A 25,667-nucleotide genomic window follows, 5' to 3' on the forward strand; every position below is an offset into this window, starting at 1 on the left:
GCACCGTGCCGCCCGGCACGGCCCAGTCGGCCGTGCGCGGTGCCCGGCGACGACGGGACACCGGCCCCGTGCCCCGGCCCGCACGGGCAGGGCACGGTGGCGGCGGACGCCCGGCCGGCCAGGGTGCCGCGTGGCGGGAGAGGCGCCCGGGACGGCTTGCGGCGGATGCGCGTGCCGGGGCGCACACCTGCGGAAACGTGGGCGCGCAAAGCGCAGGAGTACCCGGCACGGGCGGTGGTCGTCAGCGCAGAATGAGGTGGTGGCCGTGCGCGCAGCAGTGTGGTCGGTGGTGGTGTCGAGCGTGCTCGCCGTGGCGTTCGCCGGCTGGACGGCCACGCACGTCGCCCGGGGCATGCCGGTCGGGGAGAGCCTGCTCCATCTCCTGCTGCTCGGCACCGTCCTGGTGTCCTGGGCCGTGACGGGAGCGGTCCTGGTCTGCCTGCGGCCGCGCAATCCGCTGGGCTGGCTGTTCCTCGGGCTGGGCGCGAGCGGATCCTGGCAGACGGGCCTCGCCGCCTACGGAGCCGACGCCGTACTGAGCGGACACCACCGGCCCGCGGCCTCCGCCGTCGCCGCCGTGGCCAGTGGCGCGCACTATCCGCTCCTGTTCTGTCTGCCCACCGTCGTCCTGGCGCTCTACCCCGAGGGCCGGCTCTCCGCGCGCGGACTCCGGTGGCCCGTCACCGCAGCCGCCGCGGCCATCACCGTACTGACCCTGGCCGCCCCCTTCGACGCCCAGGCCTACGACGACATCGTTCCCGGCGGCACGCCACCCGTGTCCCTGCCGGCCGCCACGATCGGCCTCGTCAACGGTGTCTGCCTGCTGGTCGTCGTGGCGAGCGCCCTCGTCATCACCGTCCACACCGTGGTGCGCCTGGTGCGTTCCCGGCCTCCGCAACGGCAGCAGCTGGCCTGGATGGTGAGCGTCCTCGCCCTGCTGCTGACGGCGCTGTTCCTGGCACCCCGTCCGGTCCACACCCTGCTCGGCGCGCTGCTTCCGGTCGCCGTGGCCGTGGGTGTGGTGCGCTACCGGATGCTGGGCGTGCAGATCGCGCTGCGCCGGACGCTGGTCTACGGAACGCTGACGGCCGTCATCGTGAGTGTCTACCTCCTGGCCAGCGCAGGCATGGGGGCGGTATGGCCGCACAGCCTCCTGCCCGGCGTCCTCGCCGCCGCGGTGGTGGCGATCGGACTGGCCCCCGCCCGCGAACGACTGCAACGGGCCGTCGACTGGTGGATCTACGGCGGCCGCCGCGACCCCCTGCGGGCCTTGATCCAGCTCGGTGACCAGATGGCGGACGTGGGGGAGCACGCCTTGCTTCCCGCCGCGCTGGAGGCGGTCAAGAGCGCTGTCCGATCCCCGGCGGCAGGTGTGACCAGTGCGGAGGGCAAGGCCCTCGTCGCCCCCGACACGCCGCTCGGCGCCTCCCACCGTGTCGAACTCCGCCTGGCGGGACGCTCTTTGGGCGCGCTGACAGTGGCGCAGCGTACTCCCGGTGAGCCGTACGGCCGGGACGACAAACGCCTGTTGGCGGCCCTGGCCCAGCAACTCGCCGTGATCGTGAGGGCGCTCGAGCTCGGTGAGGCGGTCGCAGCGGAACGCGACCGGGTCGTCGAAGCGACCCGAGCCGAGCGCGACCGCCTGCGCACGGACCTCCACGACGGCCTGGGGCCCTCCCTCGCGGGGATCGGCCTGGGCCTGCAAGCGGCCATGGACGGACTCACCGCGAACGACACCGCCACGGTCTCGGCACTCCTGGAACGCATCCGGGAGGAAGCCGTCGGGGCGGTCGCGGAGATCCGGCGCATCATCGACGGCCTGCGGCCCCTGGTCCTCGACCGCTTCGGCCTCGCCGAAGCGGCCCGCCGCCACGCCCGCTCCCTCACCCCGGCCCTGAACGTCGACGTCCGCATCGACACCCTGCCGCCGCTGCCGCCCGCGGTGGAGAGCGCCGCCTATCGCATCCTGACCGAAGCACTGACGAACGCCGCCCGGCACGCGCGTGCCCGACACGTCGACGTCACCCTCACCACCGCCGGCCGACACCTGCGGATCACCGTCGCGGACGACGGGATCGGCACCCCCACCGGACACCCCGCAGGCATCGGCGTCGCCTCGATGCGGCGCAGGGCCCACGAACTGGGCGGCTGCTTCACCCTCGCCGGAACGGACGGCGGGACGACCGTCACCGCCACACTGCCGCTGGAGGAACCGTGACAGCCGGCCCTGCCGTCACCGTCGTCATCGCCGACGACCACCCCTTGTTCCGGTTCGGCCTCAAGGCGGCTCTGGACGGCCACGAGAACATCACCGTCGTCGGAGAGGCCGCCGACGGAGAGCAGCTCCTGAGCGTCGTGGAACACACCCGCCCCGACGTCGTGCTCACCGATCTGGCCATGCCCAACCTCAACGGAACCGAAGCCGTCGGCGAACTGACGTCACGTCATCCGGGAATCGGCGTAATGGTTCTGACCATGCACGACGACGACCAGGCGCTCATCGGTGCCTTGCGCGCAGGGGCACGGGGTTACCTCCTCAAAGGCGCCGACCGGACCGAGATCGTACGCGCCGTCCTCGCCGTCGCCTCCGGCAGCGCCGTCTACGGCGAAGCCACGGCGCAGCGCATCAACGCGTTCTTCACCCAGGCCAGGCGTGACTACGTGGCTCAGATCTTCCCCGAACTCACCAGCCGGGAAAGCGAACTCCTCGAACTCGTCGCCCAAGGGCACACCAACGACGAGATCGCCCGGAGGCTGTTCCTGTCCGAGAAGACCGTCCGCAACCACGTGGCCGCCATCATGAACAAACTCGGCACGAACAACCGCGCCGCCACCGTGGCCAAAGCCCGGGACGCCGGCCTCGGACAGCCTTCGATCGGCGAGCACTGAGAACTCTCCTTCGGCGACCGCGCACCGGTGCCGACGGAAGGGGCGCACCGCACGGGTCGAACTTCCACCGGCGGGCCGGCCTCACGGCCTGCCGGAGCTCCACGGCCCATCCAGGAATCCGCTCCCTCGTCCCGGCACCGCGCCCACCCCGGTCAGGACCGTCGTCTCATGTGGCCCACCTCCCGGGCGGCCGACAGTGGAGATGCCTCAGCCGAGAACCGCAGCGCTGAGAAACACACCGTGCGGAAGGAAAACCGATCATGCCCGGACCCTGGGACGCAAGTCTCAAGCAGCTCTGCTTCGCCGACGACCAGACCTTGTTCACGGCTGACACCCTGACCATCGGGAAGGAGTACGACATCATCGCCGACGTCGAGATCGGCGCATCGCTCAACAGCTTCGCCACCGTGGACAGGCTCGTCGTCACGGTCACCAACCTCACCACCAACCAGGTGGTCCAGACCCTGACCGTGCCGACCGCGCTCCAGCCCTCCGCGACCGTACGCCGGGAGCAGCGCGTCATCGACTTCGCGGCTCTGGACGCCACTCGGGTCTCCGACGGTGATGTCCTGCGAGCCACCGGCTCCTACCGGGTGACGGCAGGCGTCAACACGGACCACGACACATCCCGGTCCGACACGACGATCGCCGTGGACTGACGAAACGCCCTCACCCGCGCACCCGTCCGGATGACGCACAGCCAGATGAAGAGACCGGACGGCGCACGGCCGAATTGAGGAGAAGGGGAGGCCACACCCCGACAGGGGAGGGGTGTGGCCTCCCCTGTCGGGCGTCCGACGCGTCGGCGACGTGACGCCAGGGTGCCGGTGCCGGGTCAGCCGGCGCGGGTGCCGCTCCAGCCGTTTCCGAGCAGGTCGAAGACCCGGTCGAGGGCGGTGTCGGGGTCGCGGGACCCGCGGACGAGGACGGGCGCCTCCAGGGCGAAGTGGGCCAGCGCCCGGCAGCCCGGGTCGTCGGTGGCCAGTCCGGCGTCGTCGGCGATCGCCGCGGCCAGAGCGTGCTCGTGCCGCAGCCACATCCGGCGGGCGTACTCGCGCAGCGCCGGGGTGGTGTCGACCAGGCGCAGGAAGTCGTCGAACCGGGGGTCGGTGTGGACCCGCCGGGAGTGTTCGCCCAGCAGCATCCGGTGCAGGGCCTCCGGGACGGACTGGCCGGCGGGGCGCTCGCGGACCGCTGCGACCAGGGCCGCCTCACGGTCCACGTCCTGGTCGAAGACCAGTGCCTCCTTGCCGTCGGGGAAGTGCTTGAAGAGCGTCGTCACCGAGACGTCGGCCGCGTCGGCGATCTCGCGCACCCCGACCTCGTCGTAGCCCCGCTCGGTGAACAGCCGCAGGGCCGCGTCCGCGAGGGACTGGCGGGTGGCTGCCTTCTTGCGCTCTCGGCGCCCCATCTCGGTCACCCGGCCACCTTACCGCGTTCATGGATCGACTCAGAAAGTTTAGCTGTTACGCTTTTTTAGCAGTTACACATAGACCGGCGTCGCCGCGACCCGTTCGCGACCCGCGCCGCCCAGGAGGGGAAGGTCCCGATGACGAACAGCACACCCCGGATCTGCGTGGTCGGCGGCGGCCCCGCCGGCCTGACCTGCGCCCGTGTCCTGCAAGGGCACGGCATCGAGGTCACCGTGTACGACGCCGACGACTCCGTGGACTCCCGCGACCCCGGCGGCACGCTCGACCTGCACGCCGACTCCGGACAGATCGCCCTCGCGGACGCCGGGCTGCTCGACGCCTTCATGGCGCGGGCCCGGCCGGAGGGGCAGGCCAAGACCCGTCGCGACCACCACGGCACGGTCCTGGCGGAGTTCACACCGGGCCCCGGCGACGAGGCCGCTCCGGAGATCGACCGCGGCCGGCTGCGCCGCCTGCTCTTCGACCACCTGCGGCCCGGCACCGTCCGCTGGGGCCACCGGCTCGTCCGCGCGACCCGGACCGTCCACGGCGGGCACCGCCTGGAGTTCGCGGACGGCACCACCGTGGAGGCCGATCTGGTGATCGGCGCCGACGGGGCGTGGTCGAAGGTCCGCCCCCTGGTCAGCGACGCCACCCCGCGGCACCTGGGGGTCTGCTTCCTGGACGCCCGGTTCGACGAGGTCGACTCCCGTCACCCCGAGGTCGCCGGGATCGTCGGCGCCGGCCACATGTTCTCCAACGACAACGACGGCCGCGCGGTGATCCTGCAGCGCAACGGCGACGGCGTGGTCCGGGGCTACATCGCGTTCCGCGCCGCACCGGACTGGCACGTCGGGGCCGGCGTGGACCTCACCGACCGGGAGAGCATCCGCTCCCACCTGACGCGGGAGTTCGGCCACTGGTCGGCGGTCATGCGCGCGTTGATCGTCCGCAACGACGGCGATTACGTGCCACGGTCCTTCCAGGCCCTGCCCGCCCCGCTCACCTGGGAACACGTGCCCGGGGTCACGCTGATCGGCGACGCGGCCCACCTGATGGCGCCCTTCGGCGGTCACGGCGCCAACCTCGCGATGCTGGACGGCGCGGAACTCGCACACGCCGTCAGCCGGGCGAGCGGTCCCGACCCGGCGACCGGCCTCGACGAGGCGGTCACCCGCTACGAGTCGGACATGTTCGCCCGCTCCGGAGACCTGGCCGTGAGCTCGAACGAGGCCCTGCTGCAGTTCTTCGCCACCACCGACGTGCCGGACCTGCCGCCGGACCCCGAGCAGGAGCACCGGGACTACCTCGCCCGGGCGGAGGCCTACCGCCAGGAGCGGGCCCGGCGGGCGGACGAGCGCACCGATTCGTAAGTCTTCGAGCGAGTGAGTGCCGAAGGGCCCGCGGTCCCGGAGGTGTCGACGTGGAAGGCCCGCAGCGAGCCGACGGCTGCGGGCCTGCCCATGGTTGAGCCGTAGCCGTAGCCGTAGCCGTAGCCGTAGCCGTAGCCGTAGCCGTAGCCGGCCGGTGGCCGGCGCTGTGGTGGGCATCGACGACGGTGCCGACGCGGCCGGTGGTGTGCTCGAAAGCGCTCACGCGGTCGTGACACCCGGTTGCCCGACACCGGACTCGAACAGGGACCGGCTATGCGGGGACACGGACACAGCCTGCTTGACCTGCCGTATCGGCCCCTGCAAAGTCGGCATGCGGCACCGTGCCGGAGCCGCCGGATCCTGCCGACAGGCCTGCCCGGCGCGGGCGGAAGACCGTCCCGACATCCAGGAGCGACTGATCCGATGGTCCTCGACCTCCTCGTGATCGGTACAGCCATCACCCTGGGGCCCCTGCACAACAGCGCCTACATCCTGCTGCTCTCCTCACGGCGCGGGGTTCGCCAGGGCCTGGCGTTCCTCCTGTCGTGGCTGGCCAACCTGATCGCGGTCATCGCCTGTGTGATGCTGCTGACCGGCGGTCAGCCCCCGGACCTCCACACCACGCCCTCGACCGCCTCGATCGCCGCGAAGCTCGCCATCGGCGTGGCACTGGTGGTCTACGGCGCGTACCGGCACCGCCGGCCACCGCGCCCGCACGGACCGCCGCGCTGGAGGGCTCGGATCGACGACGCGTCCCCGGCCACCGCGGCCGGCCTGGCGTGGGTGTTGCAGCCTTGGGCCCTGGTCGGAGCCGGTGCCGCCACTGCTGTCGACGCGAACCTCTCCACCGCCGCCGACTGGCTCGCGCTGACCGGCTACTGTCTGTTGGCCACGCTCAGTCTCATCGTCATGGAGGCGTACGCGCTCCGGGCCCCGGCGGCCGCGAACGCCCGGCTGAACGCCCTGCACGGCTGGATGGACCGACACCAGGAGCAGCTGATCGTCACGCTCTCGGTGCTCGTCGGACTGTGGCTGACGGCGCGCAGCATCTACGAACTCGTGACCTGACGCCGGACGGTGGGTACTTGGACCTCGCGCGGTCCAGGCCGTCGCCCACACGCACGACCTCCCCCGCACCATGAGCGGAAGCACCCGCCACCCGCTCCGGTCTGCCCGCCCTCAGCCGTCCGACGTACGCGTCAGGTCAAAGCAGGCGGAGAACGCCGAGGGGTGACTCCCGAGGCCGGACCCGGCGGGCGGAGCCGGGGAGTCAGGAGAGGTCCGACTCCACCTGAAGGGTGGCGATGCCACGGATGGACGCGATCGATCCGGACGGGGCGAACGCGAGGAGGACGGCCGGGCGGGGGACGAGTTCGCCGTCCCAGCCCAGGCCTCCGTGTTCGTCCGCGTCCGCGAGGACGGCCGGGGTGATGTTCACCCGGTGGCCGGAACCCTGCCAGTACCAGGCGGTGAAGTCCTCGGTCAGGGGTCTGACCTGTAGATCGGCGACCTTCGTGTCGTCGATCGCCAGCAGGTCGTCCGTCCCCTCCTCGGGCACGGTGTCCGTGCAGGAGTCGGCGCTTTCGGCGTCCGGCGGACACAGGCGTGCGAGGTGATAGGCGACCGAGTGCCCTCCCCTGGTCCCGCTGATCGACTCCAGCAGGGCGATCGCGGTGCGCGGCCGGGCCGGTGAGGGTGTCGCGGCGGTGGTTGTGCCGGTGTCCTTGCCCGCGGCCTTTTCCGTGGTGCCGGGTGCGACGGATCCCGACGCCGAGTCCGACGCCGAGTCCGAGGCCGAGGCCGACACGGGCGGTTTCGCGCTGTCCTGGCCACCACCGGAGGCCGTGCCTCCGGCCCCGGGCCCGCAGGCGGACAGCAGCGCGGCTACGACGACGGTTCCTGACAACAGAGTTCTGCGCACGGGACTTTCCGGGAGTAAGAGGATGCCGCTCGCCGGTCGGTCACGAGCCGCCTCAGCGTAGGGTTTCACGATCATCTTCACAACTCCTCCTTCATTGTGAAGATGATCACCGTCATTTCCTGACGCCGCAGGCCAGACCGAGAACGCCGACGCCTTGCCGCGCCCCCGGGCGGTCACGGACGCGGGGGCGACCTCCGCCCTCCCTGACGCTCCTTGACCACGACGCGTGCCGTGTTGTTCTCCGGGTGGGGGTCGTCCTCCTGGTACATCGTGGTGACGAAACCGGGCCGCAGGTCCCCTGATGCGTCGAGGCGGAACTCGAAGGCGTACCGCAGCTCTTTTCCGGCCGCGAGGAACTGCCCTGAGGTGCCCCCACAGCTGTAACCCCGCCCCTCGGATCCCCCGAGGCCGGGCTCCCTCGGGGGGTAGCCCTTGGGAAGCCGACCGGTCCTGTGTCCGAAGCAGGTGGGCGGGGCGTGGACGACGGTCACGCCCGGAGGCACGGACAGCCACAACGGACCGTAGTTGCCCAGCCCCTCTTTCTGGGTGCCCTCCCTGCTCCCGGGGCCCAGGTTGCGCACGGTGAACTCCGCCCGCACCACGTCGCCGGGCCTGCCCCGCAGGGTGGTCCCGGTGACGGCGAAGTCCGCCGTGTTGGCCACGCCGACAGCGGTGCGCAGCGGACGCCGGGCCTCTACGTCCGCGCGCAGGTGCGTGGTGGTGGAGGGCCGGGGGAGGGCCGTCAGCTCGCCGGGTCCGTCGCCCGTCCGTTCGTCGTCCAGGGGCAACGACCCGACGGCGTCGGTCGGCCACGCGCCCACTTCGTATCCGATGCTTTCCCGCAGGGCGTCGGCACTCGCCCGTACCGCCCCGAGGTCGAGGTCGTACGAGGACAGCGGGGCGAAGGGGCCCTCCACCTCGCATTTCACCGTCGTCCGACGGGTCTCTTCGCGCACCCACGTGCAGTTGCGGAACCGCTCGGTGAGCGACAGGCCCGGTGAGAGCGTCAGCCGGACCTCGACCGAGGGGAGGGTGGTGCGGGTGAAGTTGGTGAAGCCGCCCGGCAACGGCAGCGTCCCGCCGGGAGCGAGCCGTTCACGGGTGCCCGCCGCCCGGTCGAACACCTGCCCGGCCTCTCGGACCAGCGTCGTGTACCGCTGCGTGCCGTGCGAGCCGTCTCCGGCGGAGGCCGTGATCCGCACCTGGCGTGACAGGCCCGTGGCCGAGGTCTTCGGGTGACCGACGCGCACGGCGCCGACCCGGACGGGCGCGCCCCGCCGGACCGGGCCGATGCCGCGGCAGGAACCGATCAGATCGCCGTCGGGATCGCAGGGCACGTCCACGTCGTCCGAGACGGTTTTCAGGGCGGAGGCGTCGATCGTCACGGTGACGTCGGTGAGGGAGGCCCGTCCCACGTTGGACACCCAGATGCCGTTGGAGGAGGTGTCCTTGTCCATGGGGAACATCTCTTCCCGCGGTGTGTCGACGACCAGGACCAGGGGACGGGTGACGGCGTCCGGCCGGGTGGTGCCCGCGTCGGTGGCTGTCGTGATCAGCAGGGCGCCGACCACCAGAGCCGTGCCGGCGAGCGTGAGGTGCCAGGGGCGCCGGGAGGCACGATTCATCGGGACTCCCCCCGGAGGGTTCGTGAGGCCTCGGACCGGCGCCGCAGCCACAGCGCACCACCGCCCAGGGCCAGTGCCGCGACGATGCCGCCGCCGATGAAGGGGTGGGTGAAGGAGCCGCCGCTCCTCGGGGCCGACGGAACGGCCGGGGCGCCGACGATGTCGACCTCGATGGCGGCCGAGTCGTTCGACGGGTCGCTGTCGTCGAGGTGGACGGACGTCGATATCTCGATCCTGCCGGGTCTGTTGTCGGCCCGGTCGACGCGGAACACGAAGGGGAAGTGCTCGAACTGCCCCGGGTACATGGTCAGGCCCTTGTCGAAACGGTTCTGCCAGCAGTAGTAGTGGGACGAGTTCGGGACGTCCTTGCCCTCGTGCCCCTCCTTCGTGCCCCGGCAGAAGTCGGGGACCTGGACGGCCGTCAGTCCGGGCGGCACCGTCAGGTCGACCACGACCGCCGTCTCGTTGTCCTCCTCGTCGTCGAAGACGGCCGGCGTGCCCGCGGGACCGTTGTTGACGAAGAAGAAGTCGGCCTTGACGTTGTCTCCCGGCTTGCCGCGCAGGGTCACCTCGTTGACCGAGAGGTCGACGGAGCCGTCGACGTCCGGACGGGTCGACACCACGTCGTACGAAGCCGAAGCGGACCGGACGTACCGGTCCGCACGGTCACGTTCGCCGAAGGCCGGCGGGCGGTCCGTGCCGTTGGTCGATCCGCCGGGCAGGCCGAACGTCGCCCCTGGAACCTCGGCGCCCCCGTCGACCGCCCGGCCGGAACGGGGACCGTCCTGCTCGGCGGCGGCGAGGTGCGGTGTCCCGAGGGCCAGCAGCAGACCGGCCACCAGGGACAGCGACCGGGCGCGAGCGGACGGCCGCCCGCGCCCGCGACTCTCTCGACAGGACACGAACCCTCCCTACGTCGTGGAACGCCGGCGGGTCGACCCCGAGGGGCCGGCTCACCGGACCGGATGCTTGCACCATGAGATCGAGATCGTCGTACGAAGGTTGTACGGGCCCGGGCGGCGTCACGTCCGTCGACGACGTCCTGACCGAACGCCCCGGGCGCGGCACGGCCGCCCAACGGGTGAGGTCCTATGCTACGGAGATGATCAAGCCCATTGAACTCGTCATATTCGACTGCGACGGGGTGCTGGTCGACAGCGAGCGCATCGCCGCACGTGTACAGGTCCTCCTCGGTGCGGAGTTGGGCTGGCCACTGACCGAGGGCGAGGTCGTGGACCGGTTCATCGGACGCTCGCACGCCGCCATCCGCGAGCAGGTCGCGGCTCGGCTCGGCGAGGACAGGGCCGTGATCTGGGCGGAGAGGTTCGAGCAGCTCCACCGCGAGGCCGTGGACGACGAGCTCACCCCGGTCGAGGGCCTGCCGGAAGCCCTCGAAGCGCTCACCCTGCCGACCTGCGTCGCCTCCAGCGGCACCCACGACAAGATGCGCCACACCCTCGGCCGCACCGGACTCTACGAACACTTCGCGGGCCGCATCTACAGCGCCACCGAGGTCTCCCACGGCAAGCCCGCCCCCGACCTGTTCCTGCACGCCGCCCGGCAGATGGGCGTCGATCCGGCGGCCTGCGCCGTGGTCGAGGACAGCCGGCCCGGCGTTCACGCCGCCCGGGCCGCCGGCATGCGATCTTTCGGCTACGCCGGCGGGCTGACCCCGGCCGAACGCCTCGAAGGCCGAGGCACCACCGTCTTCCACGACATGCGCGAACTGCCGGCACTCATCGCGGAGCGGTAGCCGTCCCGCCATCCACAAGAACCGACAGCCGCCCATCCCCTGCGAAGCAGGGCGGTCGGCACAGAGCCGGGGCGGTTGGCGGGCCGGTCTCCCGTGGGCCCGTGCTCGGAGACGTACGCTTCACTTCCTGCGGACGACCGCGAGCGCCACCAGCATGCTCGTGAGCAAGAGGGAGGCCACGAGGGAAGCGAAGAACAGGGCCACGAGCCAGCCGGCGTTCGCGCCGACGAGCGTGCCGTCGGCGGAGGCGCAGGCCACTTCCGGCGGGAAGCTTCGCCGACGCAGGTCGCCGCAGGTGTTCGGCAGGTCGTCATTGACGACGTACGCATTCGTCCAGCACAGCACCCAGCTGACGAGGAAGACGCCCAGCGAGGCCAAGGAGACGCCCCACAACGCGGTCGGGCGCTGGGCTGTCCTGGAGTCTGTCGGGGACGCGGCCATGACCGGGAGCGTACTGGAACAGCTTTGAACTTCGTTTTGCAAAGGTGCACTTGAACCGCCGAGGCATCTTGTTCGCCCACCGCGCCGTCGAACGCCTCATGCGCGACTTCGACATCAGCGGCGCGGTCCGCAGCAAGAAGACGATGCGGTCCACCGCGACGTCGGGGACACGCCTGACGTCCGGTGTCTCGTGCGCCATCCCGAGTGGGAGGAGACGGTGTTGCTCGCCGTCCGGCGCGTGGAAGTACTTCACCTTCACGAGCCGAGCGGCATGCGGCGTCAACCGGTGTCCGTCAGCGCGAGGTGACCGCGCGCAACGCCCACTCGTGTTCCGCCGCGACGCGGAGGGCGTCCTCCAGGTCGCGGACCTCGTCCGACAGGGGGTCGTCGCTGCCGAAGACGCGGTCGGCGAGCTCGGCGAGCGTGTCGCCGCCGTCGGGAGCCGGGGTGAACAGCACGCTGTAGAGCGTGTCGAAGTTCTCGGGCTGGACTTCGGCCGCCTCCACGCCGGTCCGGACGTCCGCGCACCGGAGCCGCAGCAGTGTGACGAACGACCGGAGGGCGTCCGACTGGACGTCCGGGTCGGCGCAGGTGCGCAGCCGTGCCCGCAGGTCGGCGTACAGCTGCGGCAGACCGAGGCCCAGGACGCGCGTACCCGCGTAGGTCCACAGCGCCGATCCGGTGCCGGTGCCACAGGCCTCCCAACGGCCGTCCCACAACAGACGGGTGAAAGCGGGGCGCGCACGGTCGCCGTACAGGGAGATCCCCAGGATCAGGCCGCCGTTGCAGTCGACCGAGGCGTGGTTCTCACCCCACGCGACGAGCCTGTCCAGCCACGCCGGGTCTCCGGTCCTCGGGGCGAGGACGGGAAGGAACTCGGGGAACAGCGCGGACCCTTCGTGCTTCTCCAGCGCCTCGGTGATCGCGTCCCGCAGATCCCCGCACGGCAGGTGCAGCAGGCCGAGACACGCGTCCCTCGACACGTAGTGCGAGTCGTCGACGTGTTCCCACAGCAGGGACGTGGCCGGGGCGTACCCCAGGCGGCCCACGGCATGGAGCACGCCGGACGGTACGCCGTCGCGCAGGCGGCCCCCGTCGACCGTCGCCTCCAGCAGGCGCGCGGCCAGCCGCCGGTCACCATGGCGGGCGAGGACCGGCACCAGCGCCTCGTGCGCGGCGGGCGCCGAGAGGAACAGCGGGAGGAGCGCCTCCGCATCGGCCGGGCCGCCGTGCCGGAGCACGGCCCCGGCGGCCATGGACTCCCACTGCCACGCCGCCTCCGTGGCGTCATCGGCGGCGCACCGGTCGAGTATGGCCTGTGTGGCCGGGGACAGCGTCAACTTGGCAACCGCCTCTGTGTGGACAAGATCTGACGTCTGGTTATCTGTGCAGGTGTCAAAGACGTGATGATGCTGCTCAGGTCGGCAAATGGTCAACATCGGGCCTGGGAGAGCCCCGGCTCGCTGACCTGGTGACCGCCGCGGCGGATGCCTGAGGAGGTGACGCTGTCGGGGATCTGGGATGAGCTTGAGCACGACGGGTGTCGTATTTGCACGACAACTGTCGTCTGGTCAGGGTGCCGGGCTGACGACAACTAGTGCCGCGACAGGCATCGTTCGCCCTTTCTGACGCCCGCTCGCACCCCTCGATCGCCCACCCTCGGCCCGCGTCCGTCGCGAGCCGAGGCAGCGGGCCGTGGTTGTTTCCCATGAATCGAGTTCCGTGTTGCGCACCATGATGGACGCCGCGGAGTGCCCTGTGGATGCCTTGACAAGGGTTCTGGCCGACCTCAGACTGTCGTTGCGCTTATCGCAATCTGTTTCGCTATACGCACCGAGGTGTCATGATGATTCCCGCGTGCCGTCTCGCGGATCTGCCGCGAGGCGAGGCTCACCGGCTCGACATCGATCCGCCGGTCTCGGTCTTCCATACCGAGGACGGCGAGTTGTTCGCCATCGACGACACCTGCACCCACCAGGACGCCTCACTCGCCGACGGCTGGCTGGAGGGCCCCGAGGTGGAATGCCCGTTGCACGCTTCGAAGTTCGACCTGAGGACCGGCGCGGTCGACTCTCCGCCGGCCAAGCTCCCGGTCCGGACGCACGAGGTCGTCGTCGAGGACGGCGTGATCCACGTCCGGTTGTCCGCAGCCGCCCCCAACCTGCCGCCCTGTGGCGCAGCCCGGCTCGCCAAGGGTTCCGGGTGAGGACCGTCGCCGTGGTCGGCGCCTCGCTGGCCGGTCTGTCGGCGGCGCGCTCGCTGCGGAAACAGGGCTATGGCGGGCAGCTGGTCGTCATCGGTGACGAACTCCACCGCCCGTACGACAGGCCCCCGCTGTCCAAGGAGTTCCTGGCCGGCGCCCTCGGAGAGGCGGATCTCTCGCTGGAGGCGGACGACGAGGACCTGCGTGCGGAGTGGCTGCTCGGTGCTCGTGCCACCGGACTCGACCGCACCGGGCGAGCCGTCCGGCTCGCCGACGGGCGGGAGGTCCGCGCCGACGGCGTCGTCATCGCGACCGGCGCCGCGGCGCGTACTCTGCCCGGGGCCGAGGTCCTGGCCGGAGTGCACACCCTGCGCACCCTGGACGACGCCCGCGCCCTGCGGGACGAACTGGCCCGGGGCGGACGGCTGGTGGTGATCGGCGGCGGCTTCATCGGCGCCGAGGTCGCCTCCACCGCATACGCCCTGGGGCTGGACGTGACGGTCGTGGAGGCGGCCCCGACGCCCCTGGCCGGACCGCTCGGCGCGACCATGGGCGGCATCGTCTCCGCCCTCCATGCAGACCACGGCGTAAGGCTGTTGTGCGGTGTGGGGGTCAAGGGGCTGAGGGGGGACGAGCGACGCGAGACAGGGGTCCCCCCGGACGGAGTCCGGAGGAGGGTGGACGTCGTCCTGCTCGAGGACGGCCGCGGTATCCCCGCCGACATCGTCGTCGTCGGTGTGGGCGCCCGCCCGTGCGTCGAGTGGCTGGAAGGGTCCGGCGTCGAACTCGACAACGGCGTCAAGTGCGGCGCCGACGGTCGCACCAGCCTGGCCGGCGTGGTCGCGGTCGGTGACTGCGCCAACTGGTACGACGCCCGCGCGGGCGCCCACCGCCGCGTCGAACACTGGACCGGAGCGCGCGAGCGTCCCGACGCCGCGATCGCCGCACTGCTGGCGGGCGGTGCGGTGGAACCGGGTGTGCCCCGGCCGCCGTACTTCTGGTCCGACCAGTACGGCGTGAAGATCCAGTTCGCCGGTCACGCGGCAGCCGCCGACAGTGTGACCATCGAGGCGGGCGTGGCGGACGACCGCGACGTCCTGGCCGTCTACCGGCGAGCCGGGGTTCCGGTCGCCGTGCTCGGGATGAACCAGCCTCGGCTGTTCACCCGCTGGCGCAAGCAGCTCGCGGCCGTGAGCTCTTGACGCGACCCCCGAGTCATCTCGTGCCACGGTTGTGCATGGCGCGCGGCGTTGCCCCGTACACAACACTGCCCGGAGTCTTTCCTCTCGGCACGTGAATGGCCCCTCCACGACGTTTCCCGAGGAGTGCACCGTGATCCCGACCAGCCTGCCGGACAGTCTGATCGCCACCCTCCCCGGCTCCTCCTACACGGATCCGGGGGGCTTCGCCCAGGAGCAGGAGCACATCTTCGAGACGATGTGGTTCTGCGCCGTGCGCTCCTCGGAGCTGGCGACGCCCGGTGCCTTCAGGACCGTTGAGGTGGGCCGCGAGAGCATCCTGATCACACGGGCGCGGGACAACTCCGTACGTGCCTTCTTCAACGTCTGTCGGCACCGCGGCGCCAGGCTCTGCGCGGAGGAGGCCGGAGAGGTCAAGCGCGCCTTCCAGTGTCCGTACCACGCCTGGACCTACGACCTGAACGGCAAGCTCGTCGCGGCGCCCAACCTCACGAAGATGCCCGACGTCGGCCGCACGGAGTTCGGCCTGGTCGGCGTGGCCACCCGCGAATGGCTCGGCTACGTCTGGGTCTGCCTGGCCGAGAATCCCCCCTCCTTCGAGGAGGACGTCATCGGCGAGGTGATCACCCGCCTCGGCGACGTGGAGGCCATCGAGCACTACGGCATCGGCGACCTCGCGGTCGGCAGGCGGATCGTCTACGACGTCAGGGCGAACTGGAAGCTCATCGTCGAGAACTTCATGGAGTGCTACCACTGCGCCACGATCCACCCCGAACTGACCGAGGTGCTCCCCGAGTTCGCCGACGGCTACGCCGCTCAGTACTACGTCGGCCACGGTGCCGAGTTCGGTGAGGAGGTCCAGGGCTTCACCGTCGACGGCTCCGAGGGCCTGGACCGCATACCCGGCGTGCCCGACGACCAGGACCGCCGCTACTACGCGATCACCGTCAAACCGCAGGTCTTCATCAACCTCGTCCCCGATCACGTGATCTTCCATCGGATGTACCCGGTGGCCGCCGACCGCACGATCGTCGAGTGCGACTGGCTCTACCTCCCGCACGTCGTCGAGAGCGGCAAGGACGTCAGCCGGTCCGTGGAGCTCTTCGACCGGGTCAACCGCCAGGACTTCGACGCGTGCGAGCGCACCCAGCCCGGGATGAGCTCACGGATGTACGCCGAGGGCGGGGTGCTGGTGCCCAGCGAACACCACATCGCCGCCTTCCACGACTGGGTGAACGAGCGCCTCGGCACTCCTCGGCCTCAGTGAGGCGGGTCAGCCCAGGTAACCCATCCGGTGACTGATCTCCTCCGCGCCCTTGACCAGCACCGGAGCGAGTTCGTGCAGGCGCTCCTCGGTGAACCGGTATGCGGGTCCGGAGGCGCTGAGTGCCGCGATGACCTCGCCGTTGCGGTCGCGCACCGGCGCGGCCATGGCGTGGAGCCCGACCTCCAGCTCCTCCAGGGTCCAGGCGTAGCCGCGCTCCCGGGCCTCGGCGAGGTTCTTCTCCAACCTCGTCCTCGAGGTCAGGGTGTGCGGGGTCTCCTTCTTCAGGCCGGCCTCGGCCAGCAGTGCGGTGCGCTCCTCGGCGGGCAGATGCGCCAGCAGGACCTTGCCGCTGGAGGTGGCGTGCAGCGGGGTCAGCTGGCCGACCCAGTTGTGTGCGGCGACGGCCCCCGGGCCGCGTACCTGGTAGAGGTTGATCGCGTACTGCTCCTGCATCACGGCGATGTTGACGGTCTCGCCGATCTCCTCGGCGAGCCGCTCGCAGACCTGGCGGCTCTGCTGGGTGATGTCGATACGCCCCGTGACCGCGCCGGCCAGGCGCACGATGCCGAAGCCGAGGCGGTACTTGCCGCGCTCGCCCGCCTGCTCCACCAGGCCGCGCGCCTCCAGGGCGCCGAGCAGCCGGAAGGCGGTCGACTTGTGGACGTCGATCTCGGCGGCCACCTCGCTGACGCCGGCCTCGCCGCGCTGGGCCAGGATCTCCAGCACGCTGATGGCGCGGTCGACGGACTGCACGCCGCCGGACTGCGAACCTGCCGTTTCGGCGTCTGGACTGTAGTTGCTCACAGCGAAACTATACGCGTAGTAAACAACAGCAGCGCAAGTAACGGCACGGAAACATAGGCCTTGTGGTTGCGCTGTTCGCAACCTGGTGCGTATGGCGATGCTCGTATTAGCATGCCTCGGGTATCTATGGCGCGAGCGAGACGAGGCACCATGGCTCCCCTGCACTACGACTTCGTCATCGTCGGCGGTGGATCCGCCGGCAGCGCACTGGCCAACCGGCTCTCCGCCGACCCCGACAACCAGGTGCTGGTCCTGGAGGCGGGCCGGCCCGACTATCCGTGGGACGTCTTCATCCACATGCCCGCGGCGCTGACGTATCCGATCGGCAGCCGGTTCTACGACTGGAAGTACGAGTCGGAACCCGAGCCGCACATGGGCGGCCGACGCGTCTATCACGCGCGCGGCAAGGTGTTGGGCGGTTCCAGCAGCATCAACGGCATGATCTTTCAGCGCGGCAACCCCATGGACTACGAGCGCTGGGCGGCCGGGGCCGGCATGGAGTCCTGGGACTACGCGCACTGTCTGCCGTACTTCAAGCGGATGGAGAACTGCCTCGCGGCCGCACCCGACGACGAGTTCCGCGGCCACGACGGTCCCCTCGTCCTCGAGCGCGGCCCCGCCACGAACCCGCTGTTCGGAGCCTTCCTCAAGGCCACCCAGGAGGCGGGCCACGCCCCCACCGACGACGTCAACGGCTATCGGCAGGAAGGTTTCGCGCACTTCGACCGCAACGTCAGCCGCGGCCGCCGGCTGTCGGCCGCCAAGGCGTACCTCAAGCCCGTGAGGAAGCGGCCCAACCTCACCGTCACCACCCGTGCCCTGGTCACCCGCGTCCTCTTCGAGGGCAAGAAGGCCGTCGGCGTCGAGTACCGGCGCCGCGGCAAGGTCCAGCAGGTGCGCGCCCGCGAGGTCATCCTCTGCGGCGGTGCGATCAACTCCCCTCAGTTGCTCCAGCTCTCCGGAGTAGGCAACGCCGAGGAACTGAGCGCGCTCGGCATCGACGTCGTCCACGACCTTCCCGGCGTCGGCGAGAACATGCAGGACCACCTGGAGGTGTACATCCAGTACGCCTGCAAGCAGCCCGTCTCCGTGCAGCCGTACCTGGCGAAGTGGCGCGCGCCCTTCATCGCCCTGCAGTGGCTCTTCCGCAAGGGCCCCGCCGCGACCAACCACTTCGAGGCCGGCGGCTTCGCCCGCAGCAACGAAGACGTGGACTACCCCAACCTGATGTTCCACTTCCTGCCGGTCGCGGTCCGCTACGACGGCTCCTCACCGGCCGGCGGCCACGGCTACCAGGTGCACGTCGGCCCCATGTACTCCGACGCCATCGGCTCGGTGAAGATCAAGAGCAAGGACCCGCAGGAACACCCGGCGCTGCGCTTCAACTACCTTTCCACCGAGCAGGACCGCCGCGAGTGGGTCGAGTCGATCCGGGTCGCCCGCGAACTCCTCAACCAGCCCGCTCTGGCCCCGTACAACGACGGTGAGATCTCACCTGGACCGTCCGTGGCGAGCGATGAGGAGATCCTCGCCTGGGTCGCCAAGGAGAGCGAGACCGCCCTGCACCCTTCCTGCACCTGCAAGATGGGCACCGACGAGATGTCCGTCGTCGACCCCACCAGCATGCGCGTGCACGGCGTGGAGGGGCTGCGCGTCGTCGACGCGTCGGTGATGCCCTACGTCACCAACGGCAACATCTACGCGCCGGTGATGATGATCGCGGAGAAGGCGGCCGACCTCATCCTCGGCAAGGAGCCGCTGCCCCCCTCCGAGGCCGCCTACTACCGCTACCGGGATGCCCAGAAGCAGGCCGGGTAGAGGGTGGACGCCGAGGGGCTCGGGGTGCTGCTGTCGGGCGTCCGTTACGAGGTGCTGCCCGCGAAGGCGACCGTGGACCAGGTCCTCGCCCATGTACCGCGTGACGTCGTCGTCACCGTGACGGCGTCGCCGGTCAAGGGCCTGGAGCCCACGCTCGGCCTCGTCGGCCGGCTGGCTGCGCACGGTTACCGTGTCGTCCCGCACGTGCCCGCGCGGCTGTTGCGGGACGACACGCATCTGAAGGATGTCGTCGACCGGCTCCGGGAGACGGGTGTCGACGACGTCTTCGTCCCGGCCGGCGACGCCGATCCTCCGGCCGGGGCCTTCGACGGGGCGCTGCCGGTGCTGCGCAGGCTGAGTGAGCTGGGCGGCCCGTTCGCGCGCGTCGGTATCACCGGCTATCCGGAGAGCCATCCGCTCATCCACGACGACCTCACCATCCAGGCCATGTGGGACAAGCGCGCGCACGCCACGTACATCGTGAGCAACCTCTGTTTCGATCCGCGCGTGCTGGGTGACTGGGTCGGCCGCATACGGCGCCGCGGCGTCGTCCTGCCCGTCCATGTGGGCGTGGCGGGGCCCGTGCAGCGGGCGAAGTTGCTGGCCATGGCGGCGAAGATCGGGGTGGGGGAGTCGACGCGCTTCCTCACTCGGCACGCCTCGTGGTTCCTGCGGTTCGCGACCCCGGGTGGCTACGCGCCCGACCGGCTGCTCGCCCGCGGCGCGAAGGCGCTGACCGCGCCCTCGGCCGAGGTGGCGGGCCTGCACGTGTTCACGTTCAACCAGATCGCCGAGACCGAACGGTGGCGCCGCGCACTGCTGGCCCGGTCGGGCGACTGAACCGATCGCCGGAGCGGGGCACTTCGTCCAGGAGGACGCCCGGGTTCGTAATCGGTAACGCAGAGTTTTCGCATTCGCGTCAGGGGCGGAGACGTCGAAGTGAACCCTCATGAAGAAGCGGCCCTGGAGTCGATCGTCGAACTGTCGGCTCTCCAGGATGTTTCCCGAGTTTCTGACGACTTGGTGGGGCTGGACGGGATCATCGGTCAAGAGAGTCGGGTCGATGGGGCCCTTGTGAAATCGTCATCCGCCAACCCCTTGACGTAGGTCTGCGGCGTTCGCCATGGTGTTCCACCACAAGCAATTGAATGCACGATGCGCAACGCGTAACGGCTGAAGGGCTTGGCGAGTGGCAGACCTGTACGTGGCTGGGGAATGGCGCGACGCCGTGGCCGGTGGCCGCCGGGAGATCCGCTGTCCAGCCGACGGCACGCTCGCCGTGACCGTGTCCGAGGCGACGCGTCCGGATACCGAGGCGGCGATCGCGGCGGCACGCCGGGCCTTCGACGAAGGTCCCTGGCCGCACATCCCCGAGCGGGAGCGCGGTGCGCTGCTGTTGCGCACCGCCGACCTCGTCGAGCGCGACGCCAAGGAGTTCGCCCGCGCCGAGTCGCTGGACACCGGCAAGCGGCTGGTGGAGAGCGAGTACGACATCGCCGACGTCGTCTCCTGTTTTCGCTACTACGGCGGGATCGCCGGCACAGGCGCCGGCCGGGTGATCGACACCGGTCGTGATGACGCCGTCAGCCGTGTCGTGTACGAACCGATCGGCGTGTGCGGGCTCATCACTCCCTGGAACTACCCTCTGTTGCAGGCCGGTTGGAAGGTCGCCCCGGCGCTTCTCGCGGGCAACACCATCATCCTCAAGCCCAGTGAGCTCACCCCCTCCACCTCGATCCTGCTGATGCGGGCACTGGAGGAGGCCGGGCTCCCGGCCGGCGCCGCCAATCTCGTCCTGGGCACGGGCCCCGAGGTGGGCGCACCGCTCTGCGAGGACCCGGCCGTCGACATGGTCTCCTTCACCGGAGGCCTGGAGACCGGCAAGCGCATCATGGCCACCGCCGCCGCGACCGTGAAAAAGGTCGCGCTGGAGCTCGGCGGCAAGAACCCCAACGTGGTCTTCGCCGACGCCGACTTCGAGACGGCCGTCGACTTCGCCCTCACGGCCGTCTTCCTGCACTCGGGCCAGGTCTGCTCGGCCGGCGCCCGGCTGATCGTCGAGGACTCGGTCCATGACGCCCTGGTCGACGAGGTCGTCCGTCGCGCCCGGCGGATCCGACTGGGCGGGCCCTTCGACCCCGAGGCCGAGACCGGCGCGCTGATCTCCGCGCGGCACCGGGAGAAGGTCGAGGCGTACGTCGCGGCCGGCCTCGCGGAGGGTGCCGTACTGCGCTGCGGCGGCGAACGGCCGGACGATCCCGCCCTCGCGGACGGTTACTACTACCCGCCGACCGTCCTCGACGCGTGCACCCAGGACATGCGGGTGGTGCACGAGGAGTCCTTCGGACCCGTGCTGACCGTCGAGCGCTTCACCGGCGAGGACGACGCCGTACGCATCGCCAACGACACCGAGTACGGACTCGCCGGCGCCGTCTGGACCCAGGATGCCGGGAAGGCCCAGCGGGTCGCCCGGCGACTGCGCCACGGCACGGTGTGGATCAACGACTACCACCCCTACGTGCCGCAAGCGGAATGGGGTGGCTTCGGGCACTCGGGCGTGGGCAGGGAGCTGGGACCGACCGGCCTCGACGAGTACCGGGAGCCCAAGCACATCTGGCAGAACATCCAACCCCGGCCGCAGCACTGGTTCCGCGGCTGAACGCCGAAGAGAGGTCGATCGTGACCCCAGCACAGACTGAGGCTCCGCAGCGGCGCGGCACGCCCCAGGACTCGGCCCCCACTCCGGTCATATCCGTGCGCAAGCTGTGGAAGGTGTTCGGGCCGAAGGCGGACCAGGTACCAGGCTCCGAGGAGCTGTGCGGGCTCACCCGTCGCGAGCTGATGGAGCGCACCGGATGCACCGCTGCCGTACGCGATGTGAGCTTCGACGTCTCGCCCGGCGAGGTCTTCGTCGTCATGGGCCTGTCCGGCTCCGGGAAGTCCACCTTGGTGCGGTGTCTGACCCGGCTGATCGAACCCACCGCGGGAGGGATCGTCTTCGAGGGCGAGGACATCCGCGACGCGGACGACAGGCGCCTGCGCGAACTGCGCCGCCGCAAGTTCTCCATGGTCTTCCAGCACTTCGGGCTGCTGCCGCACCGAAGGGTCGTCGACAACGTGTCGTTCGGCCTGGAGATCCGCGGCATGAGCAAGGCCGAGCGCACCAGGCGGGCGCTCGAGGTCGTCGAACTGGTCGGTCTCTCCGGCTACGAGAACTCCTACCCCGACCAGCTCTCCGGCGGTATGCAGCAGCGCGTCGGCCTTGCCCGGGCGCTGGCAGGCGACCCGGACGTACTCCTCTTCGACGAACCGTTCTCGGCGCTGGACCCGCTGATCCGCCGGGACATGCAGAACGAGGTCGTCCGGCTGCACCACGAGGTCGGCAAGACGATGGTGTTCATCACCCACGACCTCTCGGAGGCGCTCAAGCTGGGTGACCGCATCCTCATCATGCGCGACGGCAGGACGGTCCAGTGCGGCACCGGTGACGAGCTGGTCGGCGCCCCCGCCGACGACTACGTACGCGAGTTCGTCAAGGACGTGCCGCGCGGCGACGTACTCACCCTGCGCTGGATCATGCGCGCGCGGGAGGACGCCGACGAACTGGACGGCCCCGAGCTGGGCCCGGACGTCGTGGTGAAGGAGGCCACTCGGGCGGTGCTCACGGCCGACAAGCCCGTCAAGGTCGTCGAGAACGGCAAGCTGCTCGGCATCGTCGGCGACGAGGAGATCCTCGCGGTGGTCGCCGGGCGGGAAGGCGGCGCGTGATGAGCGTCGCCGTCGAGAAATCCCGGAAACCCGGAGAAGCGGAGGCCCTGGAGCCGGCCGCGCCCGCCGGGGGCGCGCGCAAGGTCAGCCGGCCCATGGTGATCGGCGCGGTCCTGGTCGCCTGGCTGGTGCTGTTCGCCCTCCTGCGCGGGAAGCAGACCCTACCGCTGGCGGCGGCGGATCTGACCGATCTGCACCGGTGGATCAACGACTTCAACGACTCCATCGGCGCCCACCGCAACTCCAACCCGCTCTTCCTGTACTTCTTCAACGAGATCCGGCTGGTCATCGACAACCTGGTGACCTTCGTCCAGCACCTGATCTCCCAGCCGTCCGGGACCCGCCCGGTCCCGCAGGTCGGCTGGCTCGGCGTCGTCGGCATCGCCGGGTACGTCTCCTGGGCCGTGGGGAACTGGAGGGTCGCGCTGCTGGCCGTGGCGGGCTTCACCTTCTTCGGGCTGCAGGGGCTGTGGCAGGAGAGCATGGACACCCTCGCCCTGACCCTCTCCGCGGTGTTCGTGGCCCTGTTGTTCGCGATCCCGCTCGGGGTGTGGGCCGGGCTGTCGGACCGGTTCAACCGGATCATGACGCCCTTCCTGGACTTCATGCAGACGATGCCGACCTTCGTCTACCTGGCACCGCTGACCCTGTTCTTCCTCATCGGCGGAGCGTCCGCCACCATCGCCACCGTGATCTACGCGGCCCCGCCGACGATCCGCATCACCGCGCACGCCATCCGCAACGTCTCGAGGACGACCGTCGAGGCGGCCGAATCCCTGGGTGCCACCCGCCGTCAGTCCTTGTTCAAAGTCCTGCTGCCGATGTCCAGGCGGACCGTGGTGATGGGTGTCAACCAGACCATCATGGCCGCCCTCGCCATGGTGACCGTCGCGGCCCTGATCAACGCGCCGGGCCTCGGCGTGAACGTCCTCCAGGCGCTGCAGTCGCTTGACGTCGGCACGGCCTTCAACGCGGGTCTGGCCATCGTGGTCATGGCGATCGTCCTGGACCGGGTCACGACCGCGGCCGGCGCCCGCGAGGAGAACGCACGGCGTTCCATGAACCGCTTCGTGAAGTGGCGGCGGCCGCTGCTGGGCGCGGGCGCCGTGGTCACGGCGGTCCTGATCCACCTGTCGCACACCTATGTGTGGGCGGCGGACTTCCCCGGAAACGGCACGATCGGCCACCACATCGCGAGTGCGGCGGACACCGCGACCGACTGGGCGCAGGACAACCTGTCGGGTGTGACCAACGCCTTCCGCGACGCCGTCACCAACGGCCTGCTCAACCCGTTCCAGACGCTGCTCACCGACTCCCCGTGGTGGCTCGTCGGCGCGGTGCTGGTCGCACTGGGCGTGGTGTTCGGCGGCTGGAGGGCCGGGGTCACCACGGCCGTGTGCGTGGGCCTGCTGGTCGGTACGGGCGTGTGGTCGGACGGCATGACGACACTGGCCTCGACGCTCGTCGCCACGGTGCTGGTGATGGTGCTCGGCGTCGTCTTCGGCGTGTGGATGGGGCGCAGTACGCTCGTGGACCGACTGATCCGGCCCACCTTGGACGCGGCCCAGGTCATGCCGCCGTTCGTCTATCTCGTGCCGTTCCTCGCGCTGTTCGGTGCCACCCGTTTCACGGCCATCGTCGCCGCGGTCGTCTACGGTGCGCCGGTCGCCATGAAGATCATCGCCGACGGGATCCGGGCCGTGCCCGAGACCACCGTGGAGGCGGCCGCCTCCGCCGGGTGCAACACCTGGCAGATCATCACCAAGGTCCAACTGCCGATGTCGCGCGGTGCCCTGACGCTCGCGACCAACCAGGGCCTGATCTACGTGCTGTCGATGGTCGTCGTGGGCGGCCTGGTGGGAGCAGGGGCCCTCGGCTACGACGTCGTGGCCGGATTCTCGCAGGGAGAGCTGTACGGCAAGGGGCTGGCGGCGGGATGCGCCATCGTCCTGCTCGGAGTCATGTTCGACCGGATCACTCAGGCAGCGGCGCGTCGCGTGGGCGCATAAGGAGCACGACACCATGGCAAGACACTGGCGAGCCGGCACGGCCGGCCTGGCCGTCCTCGGCCTCACCCTCACCGCGTGCGGCGGGGCGAAGGTCGGCGACTCCTCCTCGGGTTCGAACGGCGGGGGCGGCTCGGGCAAGTGCGGCACGTTCAACCTCGCGGTCAACCCCTGGGTGGGTTACGAGGCCGACGCGGCGGTCGTCGCGTACGTCGCCGAGCACGAACTCGGCTGCAAGGTCGACAAGAAGAACCTGAAGGAAGAGATCGCCTGGCAGGGCTTCGGCACCGGCGAGGTCGACGCCGTCCTGGAGAACTGGGGCCACGACGACCTGAAGAAGAAGTACATCACCCAGCAGAAGACCGCCGTCGAGGCCGGCGGGACCGGCAACAAGGGCATCATCGGCTGGTACGTGCCGCCATGGCTGGCCAAGGCGCACCCCGACATCCTCGACCACAAGAACCTGGACAAGTACGCGGCCGAGTTCAAGACGTCCGAGTCGGGAGGCAAGGGACAGCTCCTCGACGGCGACCCGTCGTACGTCACGAACGACGAGGCCCTGGTGAAGAACCTGAAGCTGGACTTCAAGGTGGTGTACGCGGGCAGCGAGACCGCGCTCATCCAGTCCTTCCGGGACGCCGAGAAGAACAAGAAGTGGATGATCGGCTACTTCTACGAGCCGCAGTGGTTCCTGTCCGAGGTGCCGCTGAAGAAGGTCTCCCTGCCGAAGTACACGACCGGCTGTGACGCCGTCGCGGAGAAGGTCGCCTGCGACTATCCCGTCTACGACCTGGACAAGATCGTCAGCTCGAAGTTCGCCAAGTCGGGCAGCCCCGCCTACGACCTGGTGAAGAACTTCAACTGGACGAACGAGGACCAGAACACGGTCGCCAAGTACATCGCCCAGGACAAGCTGTCCCACGAGGCGGCGGCGAAGAAGTGGGTGGACGCCAACAAGGACAAGGTGGACGCCTGGATCAAGTAGGCCGGGGCCACAAGCCGGTCGGACATGCCCGGCGGGCGGTGCGTGCAGGTGCGCGCCGCCCGCCGGGCATCGCCGTGTTCCGGGCGGTGTTTCGGCCTGTTTTCCGACGTCGCGGCGCCCTTGACACCCCCACTTCGCGGCGGGCACATTGAGTTGCGCAACCTGAATTATGTTGCGCAGAAAGCAACTCGAAGTTTCGATTT

The 25,667-nt window shown here is 70.2% G+C and carries 22 protein-coding genes and 1 pseudogene; 15 read left to right on the top strand and 8 right to left on the bottom strand.

Features of this window, described 5'->3' with window-relative positions:
• Positions 1–265 precede the first annotated feature (265 nt).
• The 3 genes from CW362_RS09235 (at position 266) to CW362_RS09245 (ending at position 3,548) form a co-directional block, all read left to right on the top strand.
• On the top strand, positions 266–2,218 hold the full coding sequence (locus CW362_RS09235; protein WP_162684015.1) for a sensor histidine kinase: 1,953 nt from the start codon (positions 266–268) through the stop codon (positions 2,216–2,218).
• Positions 2,215–2,889: a response regulator transcription factor gene (locus CW362_RS09240; protein ID WP_103548886.1), complete on the top strand. Its 675-nt coding sequence runs from the start codon at positions 2,215–2,217 to the stop codon at positions 2,887–2,889. The genes CW362_RS09235 and CW362_RS09240 overlap by 4 nt, the downstream gene beginning before the upstream one ends.
• Before the next feature lie 260 nt (positions 2,890–3,149).
• Positions 3,150–3,548, top strand: coding sequence for a hypothetical protein (locus CW362_RS09245; protein WP_103548887.1), 399 nt, complete (start codon positions 3,150–3,152; stop codon positions 3,546–3,548).
• Between the two features lie 176 nt (positions 3,549–3,724).
• Here CW362_RS09245 and CW362_RS09250 read toward each other — a convergent pair whose 3' ends face one another.
• Positions 3,725–4,300 carry a TetR/AcrR family transcriptional regulator gene (locus CW362_RS09250; protein WP_206300909.1) on the bottom strand — a complete coding sequence of 192 codons (576 nt, stop codon included), beginning with the start codon at positions 4,298–4,300 and terminating at the stop codon, positions 3,725–3,727.
• Between the two features lie 138 nt (positions 4,301–4,438).
• Between CW362_RS09250 and CW362_RS09255 the strand changes: the two genes are divergently transcribed.
• Entirely contained in the window at positions 4,439–5,674 is a 1,236-nt protein-coding gene (locus tag CW362_RS09255; protein ID WP_103548889.1) for an FAD-dependent oxidoreductase, read from the top strand.
• A 423-nt stretch (positions 5,675–6,097) separates the two neighbouring features.
• Positions 6,098–6,742, top strand: a complete 645-nt coding sequence (locus CW362_RS09260) for a GAP family protein (protein WP_103548890.1) — start codon at positions 6,098–6,100, stop codon at positions 6,740–6,742.
• Between the two features lie 202 nt (positions 6,743–6,944).
• On the opposite strand, the gene CW362_RS09265 is transcribed toward CW362_RS09260, so the two are convergent.
• The 3 genes from CW362_RS09265 to CW362_RS09275 form a co-directional block, all read right to left on the bottom strand.
• Positions 6,945–7,595 carry a hypothetical protein gene (locus CW362_RS09265; RefSeq protein WP_162684016.1) on the bottom strand — a complete coding sequence of 217 codons (651 nt, stop codon included), beginning with the start codon at positions 7,593–7,595 and terminating at the stop codon, positions 6,945–6,947.
• Between the two features lie 173 nt (positions 7,596–7,768).
• A complete protein-coding gene (locus CW362_RS09270; protein ID WP_103548892.1) occupies positions 7,769–9,220 on the bottom strand; it encodes a hypothetical protein in 1,452 nt (483 codons plus the stop codon).
• The gene (locus CW362_RS09275; protein WP_162684017.1) at positions 9,217–10,122 is read right to left on the bottom strand and encodes a hypothetical protein; all 906 of its coding nucleotides are present in this window, start codon (positions 10,120–10,122) and stop codon (positions 9,217–9,219) included. Before CW362_RS09275 ends, CW362_RS09270 begins: the two co-directional genes overlap by 4 nt.
• A gap of 200 nt (positions 10,123–10,322) precedes the next feature.
• Here CW362_RS09275 and CW362_RS09280 point away from each other — a divergent pair, with 200 nt between their 5' ends.
• Positions 10,323–10,973 (top strand): HAD family hydrolase, encoded by a 651-nt coding sequence (locus CW362_RS09280; RefSeq protein WP_103548894.1) that lies wholly within the window; start codon positions 10,323–10,325, stop codon positions 10,971–10,973.
• Positions 10,974–11,093: 120 nt separating this feature from the next.
• Here CW362_RS09280 and CW362_RS09285 read toward each other — a convergent pair whose 3' ends face one another.
• Entirely contained in the window at positions 11,094–11,414 is a 321-nt protein-coding gene (locus tag CW362_RS09285) for a hypothetical protein (protein ID WP_162684018.1), read from the bottom strand.
• A gap of 293 nt (positions 11,415–11,707) precedes the next feature.
• Complete coding sequence (locus CW362_RS09290; protein WP_103548896.1) at positions 11,708–12,754, bottom strand: hypothetical protein; 1,047 nt, start codon at positions 12,752–12,754, stop codon at positions 11,708–11,710.
• Positions 12,755–13,257: 503 nt separating this feature from the next.
• Here CW362_RS09290 and CW362_RS09295 point away from each other — a divergent pair.
• The 3 genes from CW362_RS09295 (at position 13,258) to CW362_RS09305 (ending at position 16,083) form a co-directional block, all read left to right on the top strand.
• Positions 13,258–13,620: a bifunctional 3-phenylpropionate/cinnamic acid dioxygenase ferredoxin subunit gene (locus tag CW362_RS09295; protein WP_103548897.1), complete on the top strand. Its 363-nt coding sequence runs from the start codon at positions 13,258–13,260 to the stop codon at positions 13,618–13,620.
• Complete coding sequence (locus CW362_RS09300) at positions 13,617–14,819, top strand: NAD(P)/FAD-dependent oxidoreductase (RefSeq protein ID WP_206300908.1); 1,203 nt, start codon at positions 13,617–13,619, stop codon at positions 14,817–14,819. The genes CW362_RS09295 and CW362_RS09300 overlap by 4 nt, the downstream gene beginning before the upstream one ends.
• A 130-nt stretch (positions 14,820–14,949) precedes the next feature.
• Positions 14,950–16,083, top strand: coding sequence for an aromatic ring-hydroxylating oxygenase subunit alpha (locus CW362_RS09305; protein WP_103548899.1), 1,134 nt, complete (start codon positions 14,950–14,952; stop codon positions 16,081–16,083).
• A gap of 6 nt (positions 16,084–16,089) precedes the next feature.
• On the opposite strand, the gene CW362_RS09310 is transcribed toward CW362_RS09305, so the two are convergent.
• Positions 16,090–16,836: an IclR family transcriptional regulator gene (locus tag CW362_RS09310; protein WP_103548900.1), complete on the bottom strand. Its 747-nt coding sequence runs from the start codon at positions 16,834–16,836 to the stop codon at positions 16,090–16,092.
• Positions 16,837–17,037: 201 nt separating this feature from the next.
• Here CW362_RS09310 and betA point away from each other — a divergent pair, with 201 nt between their 5' ends.
• Positions 17,038–18,705, top strand: a complete 1,668-nt coding sequence (gene betA, locus CW362_RS09315) for a choline dehydrogenase (protein ID WP_103548901.1) — start codon at positions 17,038–17,040, stop codon at positions 18,703–18,705.
• 3 nt (positions 18,706–18,708) lie between these two features.
• Positions 18,709–19,545 carry a methylenetetrahydrofolate reductase gene (locus tag CW362_RS09320; protein ID WP_103548902.1) on the top strand — a complete coding sequence of 279 codons (837 nt, stop codon included), beginning with the start codon at positions 18,709–18,711 and terminating at the stop codon, positions 19,543–19,545.
• Between the two features lie 27 nt (positions 19,546–19,572).
• Here CW362_RS09320 and CW362_RS45585 read toward each other — a convergent pair.
• Positions 19,573–19,770 (bottom strand): annotated as a pseudogene (locus tag CW362_RS45585) (hypothetical protein); the annotation flags it as partial.
• A gap of 124 nt (positions 19,771–19,894) precedes the next feature.
• On the opposite strand from CW362_RS45585, the gene CW362_RS09325 reads away from it, so the two are divergent.
• From CW362_RS09325 to CW362_RS09340, 4 genes are read left to right on the top strand one after another with little or no spacing between them, the layout of a single operon-like run.
• Complete coding sequence (locus CW362_RS09325) at positions 19,895–21,364, top strand: aldehyde dehydrogenase family protein (protein ID WP_103548903.1); 1,470 nt, start codon at positions 19,895–19,897, stop codon at positions 21,362–21,364.
• 20 nt (positions 21,365–21,384) lie between these two features.
• The gene (locus tag CW362_RS09330) at positions 21,385–22,473 is read left to right on the top strand and encodes a quaternary amine ABC transporter ATP-binding protein (RefSeq protein WP_103548904.1); all 1,089 of its coding nucleotides are present in this window, start codon (positions 21,385–21,387) and stop codon (positions 22,471–22,473) included.
• On the top strand, positions 22,473–24,482 hold the full coding sequence (locus CW362_RS09335) for an ABC transporter permease (protein ID WP_103548905.1): 2,010 nt from the start codon (positions 22,473–22,475) through the stop codon (positions 24,480–24,482). The genes CW362_RS09330 and CW362_RS09335 overlap by 1 nt, the downstream gene beginning before the upstream one ends.
• A 13-nt stretch (positions 24,483–24,495) precedes the next feature.
• Positions 24,496–25,464, top strand: a complete 969-nt coding sequence (locus CW362_RS09340; protein WP_103548906.1) for an ABC transporter substrate-binding protein — start codon at positions 24,496–24,498, stop codon at positions 25,462–25,464.
• The last annotated feature ends 203 nt before the right edge of the window (positions 25,465–25,667 follow it).

Origin of the sequence: Streptomyces populi (assembly GCF_002911015.1) — a bacterium.
Taxonomy (GTDB): Bacteria; Actinomycetota; Actinomycetes; order Streptomycetales; family Streptomycetaceae; genus Streptomyces; species Streptomyces populi.